Annotated in this window: 16 protein-coding genes; 10 read left to right on the forward strand and 6 right to left on the reverse strand. The window is 50.7% G+C overall.

The window, feature by feature from the left end:
• Positions 1-89: 89 nt before the first annotated feature.
• Positions 90-632, forward strand: a complete 543-nt coding sequence (locus ELR70_RS24310) for a nuclear transport factor 2 family protein (RefSeq protein WP_054016144.1) — start codon at positions 90-92, stop codon at positions 630-632.
• 124 nt (positions 633-756) lie between these two features.
• On the opposite strand, the gene glmS is transcribed toward ELR70_RS24310, so the two are convergent.
• Together glmS and ELR70_RS24320 are read right to left on the reverse strand one after the other, a co-directional pair.
• Positions 757-2577 (reverse strand): glutamine--fructose-6-phosphate transaminase (isomerizing), encoded by a 1821-nt coding sequence (glmS, locus tag ELR70_RS24315; protein ID WP_054016145.1) that lies wholly within the window; start codon positions 2575-2577, stop codon positions 757-759.
• 31 nt (positions 2578-2608) lie between these two features.
• Positions 2609-3379, reverse strand: coding sequence for a DeoR family transcriptional regulator (locus ELR70_RS24320; RefSeq protein ID WP_054016146.1), 771 nt, complete (start codon positions 3377-3379; stop codon positions 2609-2611).
• A gap of 443 nt (positions 3380-3822) precedes the next feature.
• Between ELR70_RS24320 and ELR70_RS24325 the strand changes: the two genes are divergently transcribed.
• From ELR70_RS24325 to ELR70_RS24340, 4 genes are all read left to right on the forward strand, one after another.
• Complete coding sequence (locus ELR70_RS24325; RefSeq protein WP_054016147.1) at positions 3823-4575, forward strand: LytTR family DNA-binding domain-containing protein; 753 nt, start codon at positions 3823-3825, stop codon at positions 4573-4575.
• A 147-nt stretch (positions 4576-4722) separates the two neighbouring features.
• Positions 4723-6690 (forward strand): hypothetical protein, encoded by a 1968-nt coding sequence (locus ELR70_RS24330; RefSeq protein WP_054016148.1) that lies wholly within the window; start codon positions 4723-4725, stop codon positions 6688-6690.
• A gap of 83 nt (positions 6691-6773) precedes the next feature.
• A complete protein-coding gene (locus ELR70_RS24335; protein ID WP_054016149.1) occupies positions 6774-7676 on the forward strand; it encodes a retropepsin-like aspartic protease in 903 nt (300 codons plus the stop codon).
• 74 nt (positions 7677-7750) lie between these two features.
• A complete protein-coding gene (locus tag ELR70_RS24340) occupies positions 7751-8224 on the forward strand; it encodes a YbaK/EbsC family protein (RefSeq protein ID WP_054016150.1) in 474 nt (157 codons plus the stop codon).
• A gap of 38 nt (positions 8225-8262) precedes the next feature.
• Here ELR70_RS24340 and ELR70_RS24345 read toward each other — a convergent pair whose 3' ends face one another.
• A complete protein-coding gene (locus ELR70_RS24345; RefSeq protein WP_054016151.1) occupies positions 8263-8568 on the reverse strand; it encodes a DUF6482 family protein in 306 nt (101 codons plus the stop codon).
• Positions 8569-8740: 172 nt separating this feature from the next.
• Between ELR70_RS24345 and ELR70_RS24350 the strand changes: the two genes are divergently transcribed.
• Genes ELR70_RS24350 through ELR70_RS24370 form a run of 5 tightly spaced genes read left to right on the forward strand, consistent with a single transcriptional unit; the run spans position 8741 to position 12540 of the window.
• The gene (locus tag ELR70_RS24350) at positions 8741-10012 is read left to right on the forward strand and encodes a LysM peptidoglycan-binding domain-containing protein (protein WP_054016233.1); all 1272 of its coding nucleotides are present in this window, start codon (positions 8741-8743) and stop codon (positions 10010-10012) included.
• Between the two features lie 24 nt (positions 10013-10036).
• A complete protein-coding gene (locus ELR70_RS24355; protein WP_054016152.1) occupies positions 10037-10825 on the forward strand; it encodes a hypothetical protein in 789 nt (262 codons plus the stop codon).
• 4 nt (positions 10826-10829) lie between these two features.
• Complete coding sequence (locus tag ELR70_RS24360; protein ID WP_128064753.1) at positions 10830-11483, forward strand: hypothetical protein; 654 nt, start codon at positions 10830-10832, stop codon at positions 11481-11483.
• A complete protein-coding gene (locus ELR70_RS24365) occupies positions 11474-11797 on the forward strand; it encodes a hypothetical protein (protein WP_128064754.1) in 324 nt (107 codons plus the stop codon). The genes ELR70_RS24360 and ELR70_RS24365 overlap by 10 nt, the downstream gene beginning before the upstream one ends.
• Positions 11798-11850: 53 nt before the next feature.
• Positions 11851-12540, forward strand: a complete 690-nt coding sequence (locus ELR70_RS24370; protein WP_128064755.1) for a helix-turn-helix domain-containing protein — start codon at positions 11851-11853, stop codon at positions 12538-12540.
• Here ELR70_RS24370 and thpR read toward each other — a convergent pair.
• The 3 genes from thpR to ELR70_RS24385 form a co-directional block, all read right to left on the reverse strand.
• Entirely contained in the window at positions 12507-13028 is a 522-nt protein-coding gene (gene thpR / locus ELR70_RS24375) for an RNA 2',3'-cyclic phosphodiesterase (RefSeq protein WP_054016155.1), read from the reverse strand. The two genes, ELR70_RS24370 and thpR, sit on opposite strands and share 34 nt — an antisense overlap.
• Before the next feature lie 80 nt (positions 13029-13108).
• Positions 13109-13525, reverse strand: coding sequence for a hypothetical protein (locus ELR70_RS24380; protein ID WP_164881465.1), 417 nt, complete (start codon positions 13523-13525; stop codon positions 13109-13111).
• On the reverse strand, positions 13432-13836 hold the full coding sequence (locus tag ELR70_RS24385; RefSeq protein WP_164881466.1) for a helix-turn-helix transcriptional regulator: 405 nt from the start codon (positions 13834-13836) through the stop codon (positions 13432-13434). The genes ELR70_RS24380 and ELR70_RS24385 overlap by 94 nt, the downstream gene beginning before the upstream one ends.
• Between the last annotated feature and the right edge of the window lie 190 nt (positions 13837-14026).

Consider the following 14026-nt stretch of genomic DNA (forward strand, 5'->3'; position numbering starts at 1 on the left):
ATTTGTGCCTTCTTGCAAAGGTGGTTACTAATAATTACCATGGTTACCAGATGAGACTTAAGACTAAATTTACAACTAAGGAGCACCCCATGTTGAAAACCCTAAGTGCAGCATTACTTTTACTGGTCAGTACCGTGACATTTGCCGCAGGCAAAGACGCCCCTAAAATCCACTTTGATGAGTTAAAAAAACCAAGCTGGAGCGAGCAGGAATTAAGCAATGCCCGTCTGGTCACCGACTTTGTACAAAACCTGATGAACAACCACAACTTTGACTATGTGCTAAAACACTACAACGACAGCGCCTATGTGCAGCACAACCGCAACCTGCCGGATAAAATCCCCGGTCTGGTCGGCTTTTTACAAGCGTTTGTAGAGGATTACCCGGACTACAGCTATGACGTAAAACACATCTACGCCGACGGCGACTTCGTGATTTTTCACTCTCATGCCACACTGGATAAAGATCACCGCGGCAATGACCAAAAAGGCATGAACATCATCGACACCTGGCGCATCGAAGACGGCCGCATTGTTGAACACTGGGACTCAATCCAGGCCCTGGACCTGTCAATGCGCATTTACTCACTTTTCAGCGGTGGCGATATTCAAAATGATAATGGCGTGTTTTGATGAAGAGTTTTGATGGGGTGAGTGAGCTTTTATGAGACTGCGATATAAATTTTACATCGCTCAGAACCACCCACAAAAAAAAGGCGCTTTCGCGCCTTTTTCAGTTCAATCAACCTAACCCAACTTACTCTACCGTCACTGACTTGGCCAGGTTACGTGGCTGGTCGACGTCGGTGCCTTTGATTACGGCAACGTAGTACGACAGTAGCTGTAGCGGGATTGTATAGACAACGGGTGCGATGATATCTTCTACGTGATTCACGTTCATTACGCGCATGGTGTCGTCTGATGCGAAGTTGGAGTCTTTGTCTGCGAAGACATAGATGATGCCGCCGCGGGCGCGGACTTCTTCAACATTTGACTTCAGCTTTTCAAGCAGCTCGTTGTTTGGCGCTACGACGATGATTGGCATGTCGGCGTCGATCAGGGCCAGTGGGCCGTGCTTTAGCTCGCCTGCGGCGTAGGCTTCGGCGTGAATGTACGAGATTTCTTTAAGCTTCAGTGCGCCTTCCATTGCAATTGGGTACTGTGAACCACGGCCCAGGAACAATGAGTGGTGCTTGTCGGCGAATTCTTCTGCCAGCGCTTCGATGCCTTCGGCCATGTTCAGTGACTCTTCCAGTTTGTTTGGCAGGGTCTTGATGGCGTTAACAATTGTGCTCTGGTCGCGGCCTTTTTCCTGTGCAATTGACGCAGTCAGCATCAATAAGCCGACTAATTGCGTAGTAAACGCTTTCGTTGAGGCAACCCCAATTTCGGCACCGGCTTTGGTCATAAAGGCCAGGTCAGATTCGCGTACCAGAGATGAGCCCGGCACGTTACAAATGGTCATAGAGGCCATGTAACCCTGCTCTTTAGCCAGACGCAGTGCCGCCAGTGTATCGGCGGTTTCACCAGACTGAGAAATGGTTACAAGTAAGCTGTTTTCGTGTACGAACGACTCACGATAACGGAATTCAGAGGCGATCTCGACATTACAGCTTACGCCAGCGTATTGCTCAAGCCAGTAACGCGCCACCATGCCTGAGTGGTAAGAGGTACCACAGGCAATGATCTGCACGTGTTTAACGTCTTTGAAGATCTGGTTAGCCTGATCGCCAAATGCATCTACCGACACTTTGTCACCGTCTAAACGCCCTTCCAGTGTGTTACGCACGGCCATTGGCTGCTCGTAGATTTCTTTAAGCATGTAGTGGCGGTATTCGCCTTTGCCCGAGACATCCTGAGAAATGTTGGATTCAACCACTTCACGCTCAACCGGCTCGCCGTTGATGTCGTAAATTTCAACCGTATCGCGGGTGATGCGTGCTACATCGCCTTCTTCTAAGAAGATAAAGTTACGTGTTACCGCAAGCAGCGCCAGCTGATCAGACGCGATGAAGTTTTCGCCCAGACCTAAGCCGATAACCAGCGGGCTGCCTGAACGTGCTACGATGATTTCGTTGTCGTTGGCTTTGTCGAATACCACCGTGCCGTAGGCGCCTTCGAGCTGTTTAACTGCGGCTTTAACCGAGTCCAGCAGAGAGTCATGCTGCTGACGTAGTTGGTGGATCAGGTGCACCATGACTTCGGTGTCTGTGTCAGACAAAAAGGTATAGCCATCGTCTTTTAGCACTGCACGTAGCGATTCGTGATTTTCAATGATGCCGTTGTGAACCAGCGCGATTTCGTTATTTGAAATATGTGGGTGAGCATTCACTTCGGTTACACCACCATGTGTAGCCCAGCGAGTGTGCGCAATACCTGTGTGTCCGCTGACACCAGATTCGGCTACGGCCGCTTCCAGGTTGGCCACTTTACCTACTGCCTTGACCGTATTCAGGGTACCAGCCTCGCTTAAAGCGACACCCGCTGAATCGTATCCACGGTATTCAAGACGTTTTAAACCTTCGATCAAAATACGGTTAACAGGACGTTCTGCTACCGCACCAACTATACCACACATAAACTCTCCATTATTTGCACGTTGTGTGTTGTCACTCTACCTCTGCACAGATCAGCTGCACGCCACGGGCCTCGATCGCCTGGCGCAAGTCTGCGGCCAGGTTGTTGTCGGTGATCAAGGTCGTGACCTGATCCCAGGGCAATTCTAAATTCGGTATTCTGCGGCCGATCTTTTCAGATTCGACCAGTACAACCACGTCACGAGCCGCTTCGGCCATGACCTGGCTTAACCCCACCAGCTCATTAAACGTGGTGGTGCCCCTTGCCACATCAATGCCGTCGGCACCGATGAACAAGGTATCAAAATCGTAAGAGCGTAAAACCTGCTCGGCAACCTGCCCCTGAAACGACTCCGAATGCGGGTCCCAGGTGCCACCGGTCATCAATAAGGTCGGCTCGTTTTCCAGTGCCAACAAGCGGTTGGCAATATTAATGGCATTGGTCATCACCACCAGTCCGCGCTTTTGCGCCAGCTCTGGGATCATGGCAGCGGTAGTACGGCCGCTGTCGATGATAATGCGATGGTGATCTTTTATCAGCGCGGCGGCGGCTTTGGCAATGGCCACTTTGCGTAGCGTATCGCGTACGTCGTCGCCTTTGGCAACAATTTCTTGCGGCAGTGCCACAGCGCCACCATAGCGGCGTAATAACAGGCCGCTTTTTTCCAATGCGGTTAAATCCTTTCGAATCGTAACTTCTGATGTGGCAAATTCACTGGCTAAGGCTTCCACACTCACTTCGCCTTGCTCGTTTACCATGGCAAGAATTGTATGTCTGCGTTGCTGTGTATTGCGTTTTGTCATCGTAGTTTTATATTTAGTTATAAGTTTCGTTTCGAACGTTGCGAAATTATAGTCGAAACTTACGGTTCGAAACAAGTTAAATTTTGAGCATGGCTTTTTTATTGTGGAAGTGCCCTTTTTTAGTTGGGTTATTAAAGACGGAGATAGTGGAGGAAACGGGCTGGATGACAGCAAAAAGGTCGGGTGACGGGATCTACTCGCCTTCAGTTTCGTAGCTGTTTTTTGGCACCTGATGGCGCTTTTATGGTTCCCGGCTCGGGGGCCGGGATGACGGAAGGAGAAGCTGGGCAGCGAAGGAGAGAGGCGAAATTGCGAAGGAAAAAGGTGGAAGCGGGATATCGGGGCGTATGTTTATGACGCTTGAGTGATAGCGAAGCTGTTTGGCTTCACAACCGTTAGCAAAATGCTAAAATACGCCAGTGTATCAAATATGGGGAAGTGTGGTGTCAGCTCGGATCAGACAAGAATGGCTGCTGTCGTTGTGCGGGTGGACGCTGGTGATCGCCTTCCTGACCCTTATAGATCTATTGCATGACTGGTCGGTCCCAGAAGAAGAGCGCCTGAATAATCCACTTTGGTGGGCGGTGCAGGAATGGGGCTTGTGGTATTTGCTATCCCCTGTGATTTTCCGTGCCCTTTCTCGGCTTGAACCCGCGCCTAAGGTGAAAGTGACCCATTACCTCACGCTCATGAGTGGTACCTATTGCTGTACCATGCTGTTACAGGCGCTGTTCGACCTGGTAGCACTGGACGACCCTATTGCTTATACCTTGTATTATTTTGCGCCGGCACACCTGCTGGTGCTGTTTGTGATCACCATTTTATGGCATACCCAGTTACGCGTCATTGCCAAGCCAGATCAGGATCATCCGGTGCTTTGGGCTGATCAGGGAAAAGACAAAGCCCCAGTGCCCTTTGATGACATTACTCATGTTACTGCCGCCAGCAATTATATGGAGATCCATACCAGTACCCGGCAATACCTTAAGCGCGGCACCTTAAAAGAGCTGATGGCTCAACTACCGTCTCAGTTTATCCGCACTCATCGTTCTCATGTAGTTAACTTGTATGCCATAGACAGGATCCAGAATAAACCTTCCGGTAGTGCCATTATTCAGCTGAAAAGCGGCGCTCAGATTGCCTTGAGCAAGGGCTATAAACAGGAAGTGAAAACCCAGCTGGCGCAAAGTGTCTAAATTAGCACCAGTCTGTTCGTCCCACCTTTATCGGGATCAATAAACAGCCCAGGTTCATTCGTCCCAGTCAGCCACATCTTACCCCTAAGCTTTTGTTTATATTGATTTGAAATTCGTATCATAGGGCAAATTTTCAAGGAGTGTTGTATGAACCGATTCAAACCTGCTTTACTGGCTTCGTCGTTGATCTGCGCGGTCGTCGCGCCGGCTTATGCGCAGGATCAGGCCGATAGTGTGTTTAACGAAGCGGCCCTTGCCCAGTTCGGCGCCCTGCATGCACTGGATCTGCTTAATCAGCTGCCCACCTTTGTGCTCACCGAAGGCAGTAACGAACGCGGCCTCAGTGGTGCCAGCAGCAATGTGCTGATCGATGGCGTGGTCCCGTTATCCAAGTCCGACTCTATTGAAACCCTGTTGCGCCAACTACCGATGAGCCAGATAGCTGGGCTGGAGTTATACACCGGCCAGCATCCGTTTAGCCAGCTCAGTGAATATACTCAGGTCGTGAACATCCTTATCAAGGATCAGGACACAACCTTAGACTGGCGTGCTGAACTACACTCTCAGCACAGCGATCATGAACTCAGCGAAGCGATGGTGAGTATGCAAACTCGCCATGCTGACTGGCACCACAGTGCCAGCGTAAAATGGGTGAACAATTTAGCCTACTCATCAGGCGAACTGCTGCAATATACCGATGTACAATCAGATCAGGCCACCGATACCGAACGAGAACATTTTGCTGAGCGTGAGCAAGGCGTACAGCTGGCGCTGATCAGCAGAACCCAGCTGCGCAGTGGCAGCCTGCAACTCAATGCTTCAGCACAGCAAACCGACTGGCTGACACGTTATCGCTGGACGCCTGCTTTGCCTGCACCTGTCAATGGCACCAAAGACATCGAGCAGGTGGATGAATATGAACTGGGCTTTGACTGGCAAAGACAGACCCACACAGACTGGCAAATGCAACTGACAGGCCTTGCCAGACGTGAGCAATCAGACTTGTCTATACAAGAGTGGTTGGGACAAACGCCGCCCAAAGCCACCTTTGAGCAACGCGAACATGCTCGCGAACAGGTGCTCAGGCTGGCGTATAGTGATCCGTCACATTACCTGCAACCGAGTTTAGGTATAGAAGGAAGCTACAACTCAGTCACTGCCGACACCAAAAGTGAAGGCGAAACTGAAACCAGTAAGGTCACTGAAACACGGTTTGAGCCTTTTGTGGCGGCCAGCTGGCAGGTTACGCCAAAGTGGCAGCTGTCGGGTAAACTTGCACTGGAGCAGGCTACCTTGAAATCCGGCCAAAACAGCACGCAATCACAGCAACATCGCCTGTTAAAGCCGCAACTCAAGCTGGGTTACGATCTCAGTGCAGACTCACAACTGACATTCAGTGCGCAACATCAGGCTGAACAGCTCGATTTTGGGCTGTTTCAAAGCTCCCAGAGCAGCGGCTTTGCACGCACACAAAATGGCAGTAAACAACTAAAACCCATGCAGTACACTGAGCTGATGCTCACCTGGCAATATGCCCGGGCCGAGTGGTTTGAGTTTACCCTGAGTCCGCTTTATCAATGGCAACAGGACATTCACGAGTACCAGGTACAAAGTAATGGTAATGGTGCCATTGTCAACGCAGGACGGGCCCGCTATTTTGGCCTAGATACCGAGTGGAGCATTAGCACCCACTATGTGCTCAGTGACAGCCGTGTTGAACTGAGTTATGCCTGGCGAGATGCCCGTTATGCAGATCCGCTGAGTGGCCCCCGTCCCATCACAGGCATAACACCACATGAGTTAACGATAGGGTTTCGACGTGATCAGGCCCGCTTATCCTGGGGTGTCGAAGCGTTTCTGCCTACCCGCTTTAGGGAGTACTATCATAATGAAATATTGACCGAGCGGGCCAACACTGAACTCAGTGTCTTTGTGCAGACTCAGATTGGCAGCGGATTATCGCTCAGAGCCGAGATGAACACTCTTAATAAGGCAAAATATCAATATACCAGAGTATTGTACGAACCTGACCGGAGCCACTCCCCTAAGCGCAGAGAAATACTAAATGAAATGATACAACCTCAGCTGAGCCTGACACTCAGCGGCCACCTTTAATGTGGACCCTTAATACTTCCAGGTGTGGAAAAATTCAGCGATAATGCCCTTTTCATTGTCGCTAAATACAAGGAAGGCGCCTCATGATGATAAGACTGATCTATTTTTTTATTACTGTGATTGTATCTGGCTTTGCCCAAGCCGGCGTCACCCCGTGGATCCCATTTGAACTGGAAAATGGCCATATCAAAGTTCCGGCGACTGTGGCCGGATTAGACAGCATGGCGATCCTGGATACCGGCGCTCAGGGTAACGCCATTAATCAGAACTTCATAGACCACCATAAACTCCCCCTCGCCCACAATGGCAATATCCATATTAAAGGTATGCATAATACCGAGCGAAAAAAGCTCTATGCTAAAGTCGACGTAAATCTGTTTGGCATTGAAACCAAACTAAGCCAATTGGCAGGAATAAACTTGGGCGATCCACGCAACAGCCTGCTAATTGGTTCGGGGTTTTTTAGTCAATTTGTTATTCAAATTGACTATCCAAATAGCCGTATGCGCATGGTAACCCGTGATGTGATCGATGTGGCAAAACATGAAAACATTAAAACCCAGAGACACAAAGCTTCTGGATTGCCCATCGTTCAGGTTGAAATGGCAGGCAAAAAAGTCTGGCTGTTACTCGACACAGGCAGCAATGGTGGTGTGTTAATTGGCCGCCGCCTGGCTAAAGGACTGGATTTGATAAGCCCAAATGACACACAAGTTACATCACAAGGCGTCAATGCATTGAGTGAGATGCGCACCACTCAGTTAGAAGAGCTCACATTCGGCCCATTTGTGTTGTCGAATGTACGACTCACTTACCCTGAAAAAGGGCATAAACTCTCTCAATTTCAACAATACTCCCACGCATCCAGTGCAATAAAAGGAAAGAAAGTCAAAGGAGTCGTTGGGTTTGATGTGCTAAAACACTTTCTGGTCACACTAGACTATGCTCGCGGCCATATGCACCTCAGCGTCCCCGAGAAGTTATAAGCCGATATTTCCTGCCTATCCGGACCTGCTCGTCTATACTTAACGATCACAGTAAGTAAACACGAGGAGGTCCCATGACTCATCGTATCAGTGCCTACTTAGACACACACCTCATTCCGTACCGCGTTATCGAGCACGTCGAAAGTCAGTCCTCATTCGCGTCAGCTTATCTTAGCCAGATCCCGTTACCACAACTGGCAAAGGCGGTGATGCTGGAAGACCACGAGAGCAAACGTCTGATGGCGGTGTTGCCCGCAAACTATAAAATCAGCCTGAGCAGCCTGAACGACGCACTTAAACGGCGCTTTCATTTGATGAAAGAGCGTCAGGTGTACCGTTTGTTTTCAGATTGCAGTCCGGGGGCTGTGCCGCCCATCGCCAACGCCTACCATCTGGATACAGTCTTTGACGACTTACTCCTCAACCAACCCTATGTCTATATCGAGTCGGGCGATCATCGACATTTGCTACAACTGGCCCAGGAGGATTTTCGTCAGCTAATGGAAGATGCCAAACATTTGCGCTTCAGTCACGAAACGTTTCATTAGCTGCACAATATGCCTTGCCCTTGCGGCAAGGCACCCACTTAAAGAGATGCTTTATTCAACGGCATCACAAATCGGCAGTGTCCGTCGCTGACATTGCCTATCATCTCATCGTAGGCTGTTTCCATATCAAAAGTCGCTTGCGTGGCACCCAGCTCAGCCAATTCCAGCTCGGCTTCGCGCAATGAATTATAAGTCAGGGTTTTTCCCTGGCGGTCGGTCAGTAAATGATAATTACCCAATGGATCCAGTCCACCGGCCAGATAATGATTGGAATCCGCATAGCTCAGGATAACTGCATCCATGTGATTCTGATCCAGCTCATTTTTCAGTTCGGAACGTAACATAAAAGCCCCCAGACGGTACTCAGTTAGCACAGCGCAATGGCCTGCTTAACATTGCAAGTTTAGCTCAATTTACGTACAGTTCAGCTCAAACGATCAACCCAGCCCGACAAGAGTGGCAAAATTCCCCAACTTATATACAATCAAAACAAATAATAATAACGCCGAAAACAAGATGCCAGCCAGAACGTTACCTTTACTGATAATGCTGTTATTGCTCGCAGGGTGTAATAGCACTCCCACAGACAGTACATCAGCAGATGAAGGTGTGACCAGCCAGACTAACCAACCCAGGTACACCTCTGCCTCAGACCGGCCGCTGCCGGCGTTGCCCACCCCGCACACCAGTGATGATGTCTGGCAACGTATTCGCATGCAGCTGAGTTTTGCCAGCTCAACACACCCCAGAGTGCTGAAACGTGTGAACTGGTACCTGCAACATCCAAATTATATGCACACCATCAGCAACAGGGCCGAGCCTTACTTGTACTATCTGGTGAGCGAAGTGGAACGTCGTGGTCTGCCCATAGAGCTGGCACTGATGCCACTGATTGAAAGTGACTTCAACGCGCAAGCTTACTCCGAAAAACACGCATCGGGCTTGTGGCAACTGACGCCTTTAATAGCCAAACACTATGGTGTCACTATCAACCCCTGGTTTGACGGACGCCAGGACTTGATCCAATCCACCGGAGCTGCGCTCGATTTTTTAACTTATTTGCATCAACGCTTCGACGGTGACTGGTATCACGCCATTGCGGCTTATAATACCGGCGAAGGCCGTGTTGCCACGGCCATTGCGAATAATCGCAAAGCGGGTAAAGCAACGGACTTTTTCTCACTAAAGCTGCCAAAGCAAACCCGACATTATGTGCCCAAACTGCTGGCTGCCGCAGCGTTACTAAAGCAACAGCGTATGCACTTTCCGGCCATAGATAACCAGCCTGCGTTTATCCAGCTGGCGATGGACAAAGCCGTGATCCTGCCCAATGAGCATGACTGGGCCGAACTGGCGGTTCTGAACCCGGGCTTTCGCCGTTTTCCGGTGTTACTCAGCGGTCCGGGTCACCTACTGGTTCCCCGGGACAGAGAGCAGGAATGGCAGCTGGCAGCAGCTCAGTTTCAGGCACTACCAGATACACGCTGGCAGCAAGTGGTGGTGCGCCGTGGTGACAGCCTGAGCCGGATCGCCCAGCAACATGGCATCACCGTCAGCGAGCTGCGCCAGTTCAATCAGCTAAACAGTAACCTGATCCGAATTGGTCAGACGTTGTTGTTGCCGTCACGCTCAGAAAAGCTCGACTACGTGGTAAAACGTGGTGACAGCTTGTGGCGTATCGCCCGGCAGTTTGGTGTTTCGGTCAAAGATCTGAAACGCTGGAACCAGCGTGACAACAATCAACTCAGGCTGGGTGAAACCCTCGCCATTCATCTCACGGCCCCATAAAACAATACCAACAGGACTTGCCGTATGACGCAACAGGAAACCATTTTACCCGGCAGCGATGACTGTCAGGAGCACCCGCCCGGGCATGAAGTTGACAGGCCCGAGCCTGCCCCTCATAACAAAAAACGGCTGTTTCGACCAATGCAGCTGAAGCTATCACGATCCAAAATGAATACGGTGCTGGCTTTGTGCGCGATGCTGATCTCAGCGGCTTCTTTCTATGCCACATACATGCAGGCCAAAGCCGCTCAGGAACAAGTTGCGGCGGCAGAGCGCCAGCTTGAGGCCGAAACCTGGCCCTGGCTGCAATTCAATTACAGTAACTTTGATTTGGAATCTGAACGCCCCAGGATCACCATTGGCATTCTCAACTCAGGTACCGGCCCCGCTCTGATTGAGTGGGTGGAATACCACTACCGGGACCAGGTTTACGACTCGATCATCGCACTGTTCGATGCCTGCTGTAATATCAGCGCCTATCGCGAAGCCCTTGATAATGCACAGCAGGACGACAATGAGGTCAACGTGCTGGCTAAATTTGGCTGGTACATTACCAGTCGCGCCGAGCACTCACTGCTTGCCGATGGTGCCTCTTTGCCACTATTTACGATGCAAAAAAGCAATTTCAACAACCGCCTGTGGGATAAGATAGACAGTATGGCTGAGCAGGTAGAGGTCTATACTTGTTACTGTTCGCTACTGAAGCAATGTTACATTTCTACGGTGGACTCGCACGTGTCGCCGGTGTCTGACTGCACCTCGGGCAGGCAAACACTCACGCAACACAACGACCCACCTGATCCGGAGCATTAACTGTGTGCTAAAACGTATTTTATCTCGCCCTGTTTCGCCCTCGCCGGCAGCCAGGCATATATGCCACTTTGAAGGGGTGATCGACCATCTTTATCTCGATACCCGAGGTAATCCAACCATAGGGGTGGGCTTTCATGTCAGCAGTAAAGAGGCGTTTACCCGCCTGAGCCTACGAGACAAGCGCACTAATAAACCGGCCAGCAGAGCGCAGAAACAACAGGAGTACAATACCCTGACACGCCTGCCTGCAGGTAAAACTGCCCGCTGGTATGACGAGCACTGCTCCTTGCATCTGCCACACAGCGAAAGTATGCGTTTGCTGCAGCAACAGATCAGCAATTTTGAGCAGGAGCTAACGCGCCTGATCTGCCCCAAAAATGGTTATACCCGGCCGTATAACAAGCTGCCTTCCAGTGTTCGGCTTGCATTGCTGGATCTGGCTTATAACCTGGGCATCACCAATCTGAGTAGTCGCTGGCCAAAACTCCAGACAGCCCTGAAACAAGAAGACTGGCAGCGGGCGGCAAATGAATGTGCTCGTAAACACGTCAGTAAAGCCCGCAATCAGGCCACCTATGCACTGTTTATGCAAGCGTCAAAAAGTGACAATCTGATAGCAAGATTGCTGAGGCGACTATGGAGCAAACTGTGGCGCTAGTCACCCTGGTGGATCTGTTGTTTCGCTTTAGTGCTCTGGGATTACTCATTGCCCTGGTGCTGTTTAACTGGCCCCGCCTGAGTCGTTTAGAGCGCCTGCTGAGCGTTTCTCTGGCCACCAGCCTGGCGTTTTTCCTGCTGCTCACCCAGCCTTTGCCTGAGTGGCGCTTTAACCCTTTACGTAATCTGTTTCTCGCAGGTACGGAGCTGTTGCCGCTGGTGTTGTGTGCCTGCGCCTGGTATCTGATCAAACAGCGTGTACCACACTGGCTGACGCTTCATTGGGCCGCTGGCTACTGGGGTGTGCTGTTGTAATCAGTAGCTGCGTGTTTGTGATCTACGGAAGTAATACACACTGGCATACACTCATGCATGTATTTTCAGCCTTAGCAATGTGTGCCACCTTGTATTACTGTCTGGCGAATTTTAATGATGATCTGGTGCATAGCCGACGTCGCCTGCGGCTGATCCTAGCCACGTTTGCCCTGCTGCACTGCCTGGTGCTGGTCGGGTTTGAGCTCAGTGCCAGTCTTATTCGGCGGGATCCCATTTATCTGCTGGCTAATACGGTATTTGTTTTTTGTCTGTTGTTACTGCTCACCGGATTGTCCCGACCTGCCGTAAGAGACAACGGCAACCCCAGTCAGGCCAGCCAACAAACACTGCCGGTGCCTGCCCACTGGCTAACCACTTATGAGGCTTTGCAAACCCTGCTGGCACAGGGCATTTATCGTGAGCCCGAACTCACCATTGGTCTGCTGGCCGAGCGTCTTGATATACCCACTCACCAGCTGCGCACCCTGATCAACCAGCAGCTTGGCTGCAAAAACTTCTCTCATTTTATCAATCAGTATCGACTGGCGTATGCCGCCGAGCAATTGCGCGACCTGGCCCATGCCCGCACGGCCATTCTGAGCATTGCTTACGATGCCGGATTTAATTCCATCGGCCCATTCAACCGCGCCTTTAAACAAGCTTATGCCCTGACACCAGGCGACTACCGCAGACAACACCTGAGCGCTGTTCAGAGCAGCTCAAAAGATTGCACGGGCTCATAAACGAGCCCACGCGTGTCGCATCGATAAGAATGATAAAGGTGAAACCGAGTGACCGAAAGGGTAAACGGCGTAATCGATGAGCACACCTCAGGCTCGCCCTTGTGTCCTCTCAGTAAGGTAATATGCGGTGCAAAAGGCAAGTGGTTACAATGCAACCCCAGTTTGGCACCCATATCACGTAACGGCTCAGCAAGCGCACTTAACTGTGCAGGTTCAGGCTCCGGGCGTAAAAAGAAAATCCCGTTACCCGACCAGTAACCGGTATGTGCAAAGTTCAGCGTAAAGGCAGGTACCTGAAGCTGGCGGGCAAACGCCACTATGTCCGCCTCCTGTGACGCTTCTACCTGACCAAGAAAAGCCAGTGTCAGGTGCCAGTTCTCCATATTGGTCGGTGCTTTGCGGGCACGGACCTCAGTGCGTAACCAGGCATCAATATGGGCCTGGCTGTGTGCATCCAACCCTATGCCAAAAAATAAGCGCTTTGCCATAACTCACTCCTGCTGCAGATATGCTGAGTATATCGCGCCACGCACGTATTTTCCCGCCAGAACAGTACAGGACGACCAGGCTAGTGAGCCCGGGCGTAGCGACGCTCAAGTAAAAGGGCCAGTAAACCTGCGACAAACAGCACGATACCGATAAACTGCATCCAGGCATTACCGGGACGAGACACATGATGCACACGCTCAGGTTGCATCTCAAAATACCGGCGACCGTTATCAACCTGTACCACAAAAGCACTGCCACGATAGTCAAAACTATACAATCGCTCCGGCGCCTGGCGCTTCTGATACATCAGTCGCAACGCATCATAGTCGGCCCGGTTCTGTTTATCCGCGTCACTCACGTAACGATGCCAGCGCGTGTACAAATCGAGAGGCTCTTCGTCTTTCAGCTCTCCATAGGAGTGGTATTCATACTGGCGTTCAGGCAAAAAGAGCGTGCGATAGCCACTGTAAATAGCGCACACCCCAAAGAGATACACACCAGTGCCATGAGTATCCAGCTACGCCGCCGTGCCAGCTTATGTTTATCCAGGTTTTGGTACCAGGCTTCAATGTCTGGGATCTGTGTCAGGCTATGCTTGTCCCCCTGCTCCGCAACCCCTTGCATAAAGCTCCCTAAGTCCAGATCCAGTGCGGCCAGCAGTTTCCTGAACACCTCATTAGAAGGAATTGAGTGATCGTTCTCCAGTTTAGAAAGGTAGCTCTGCTCAACCGTCATTTGCGAAGCCAGTTGTGGCTGGCTCAACGCCCTTTGTTGTCTGAGTTGTTTGATGTATTGTCCAAGTGTCATGACTAGGTCCTTGTGTTGTTTATCTTGCGGCCAGTCTTGGTAAGTCATGGATTAATAACAAGATGAATATCCAAGCATACGCAGGAATATTGCGCCATACCAGCTTCAGGCAAGATTAAAGCGCCGCAAAACAGGTGTTTTCGCCGCACATATGACCTGAACGGCTCTACCTATTTAGCAACTGATTTAG

Source organism: Pseudoalteromonas sp. R3 (assembly GCF_004014715.1).
GTDB lineage: Bacteria > Pseudomonadota > Gammaproteobacteria > Enterobacterales > Alteromonadaceae > Pseudoalteromonas.

Excerpts from the sequence above, each read along its gene's own strand:
- ELR70_RS24310 (WP_054016144.1), top strand. The coding sequence starts at position 90 with ATGTTGAAAACCCTAAGTGCAGCATTACTTTTACTGGTCAGTACCGTG.
- glmS (WP_054016145.1), bottom strand. The coding sequence starts at position 2,577 with ATGTGTGGTATAGTTGGTGCGGTAGCAGAACGTCCTGTTAACCGTATT.
- ELR70_RS24320 (WP_054016146.1), bottom strand. The coding sequence starts at position 3,379 with ATGACAAAACGCAATACACAGCAACGCAGACATACAATTCTTGCCATG.
- ELR70_RS24330 (WP_054016148.1), top strand. The coding sequence starts at position 4,723 with ATGAACCGATTCAAACCTGCTTTACTGGCTTCGTCGTTGATCTGCGCG.
- ELR70_RS24335 (WP_054016149.1), top strand. The coding sequence starts at position 6,774 with ATGATGATAAGACTGATCTATTTTTTTATTACTGTGATTGTATCTGGC.
- ELR70_RS24340 (WP_054016150.1), top strand. The coding sequence starts at position 7,751 with ATGACTCATCGTATCAGTGCCTACTTAGACACACACCTCATTCCGTAC.
- ELR70_RS24345 (WP_054016151.1), bottom strand. The coding sequence starts at position 8,568 with ATGTTACGTTCCGAACTGAAAAATGAGCTGGATCAGAATCACATGGAT.
- ELR70_RS24350 (WP_054016233.1), top strand. The coding sequence starts at position 8,741 with ATGCCAGCCAGAACGTTACCTTTACTGATAATGCTGTTATTGCTCGCA.
- ELR70_RS24355 (WP_054016152.1), top strand. The coding sequence starts at position 10,037 with ATGACGCAACAGGAAACCATTTTACCCGGCAGCGATGACTGTCAGGAG.
- ELR70_RS24370 (WP_128064755.1), top strand. The coding sequence starts at position 11,851 with ATGCATGTATTTTCAGCCTTAGCAATGTGTGCCACCTTGTATTACTGT.
- thpR (WP_054016155.1), bottom strand. The coding sequence starts at position 13,028 with ATGGCAAAGCGCTTATTTTTTGGCATAGGGTTGGATGCACACAGCCAG.
- ELR70_RS24385 (WP_164881466.1), bottom strand. The coding sequence starts at position 13,836 with ATGACACTTGGACAATACATCAAACAACTCAGACAACAAAGGGCGTTG.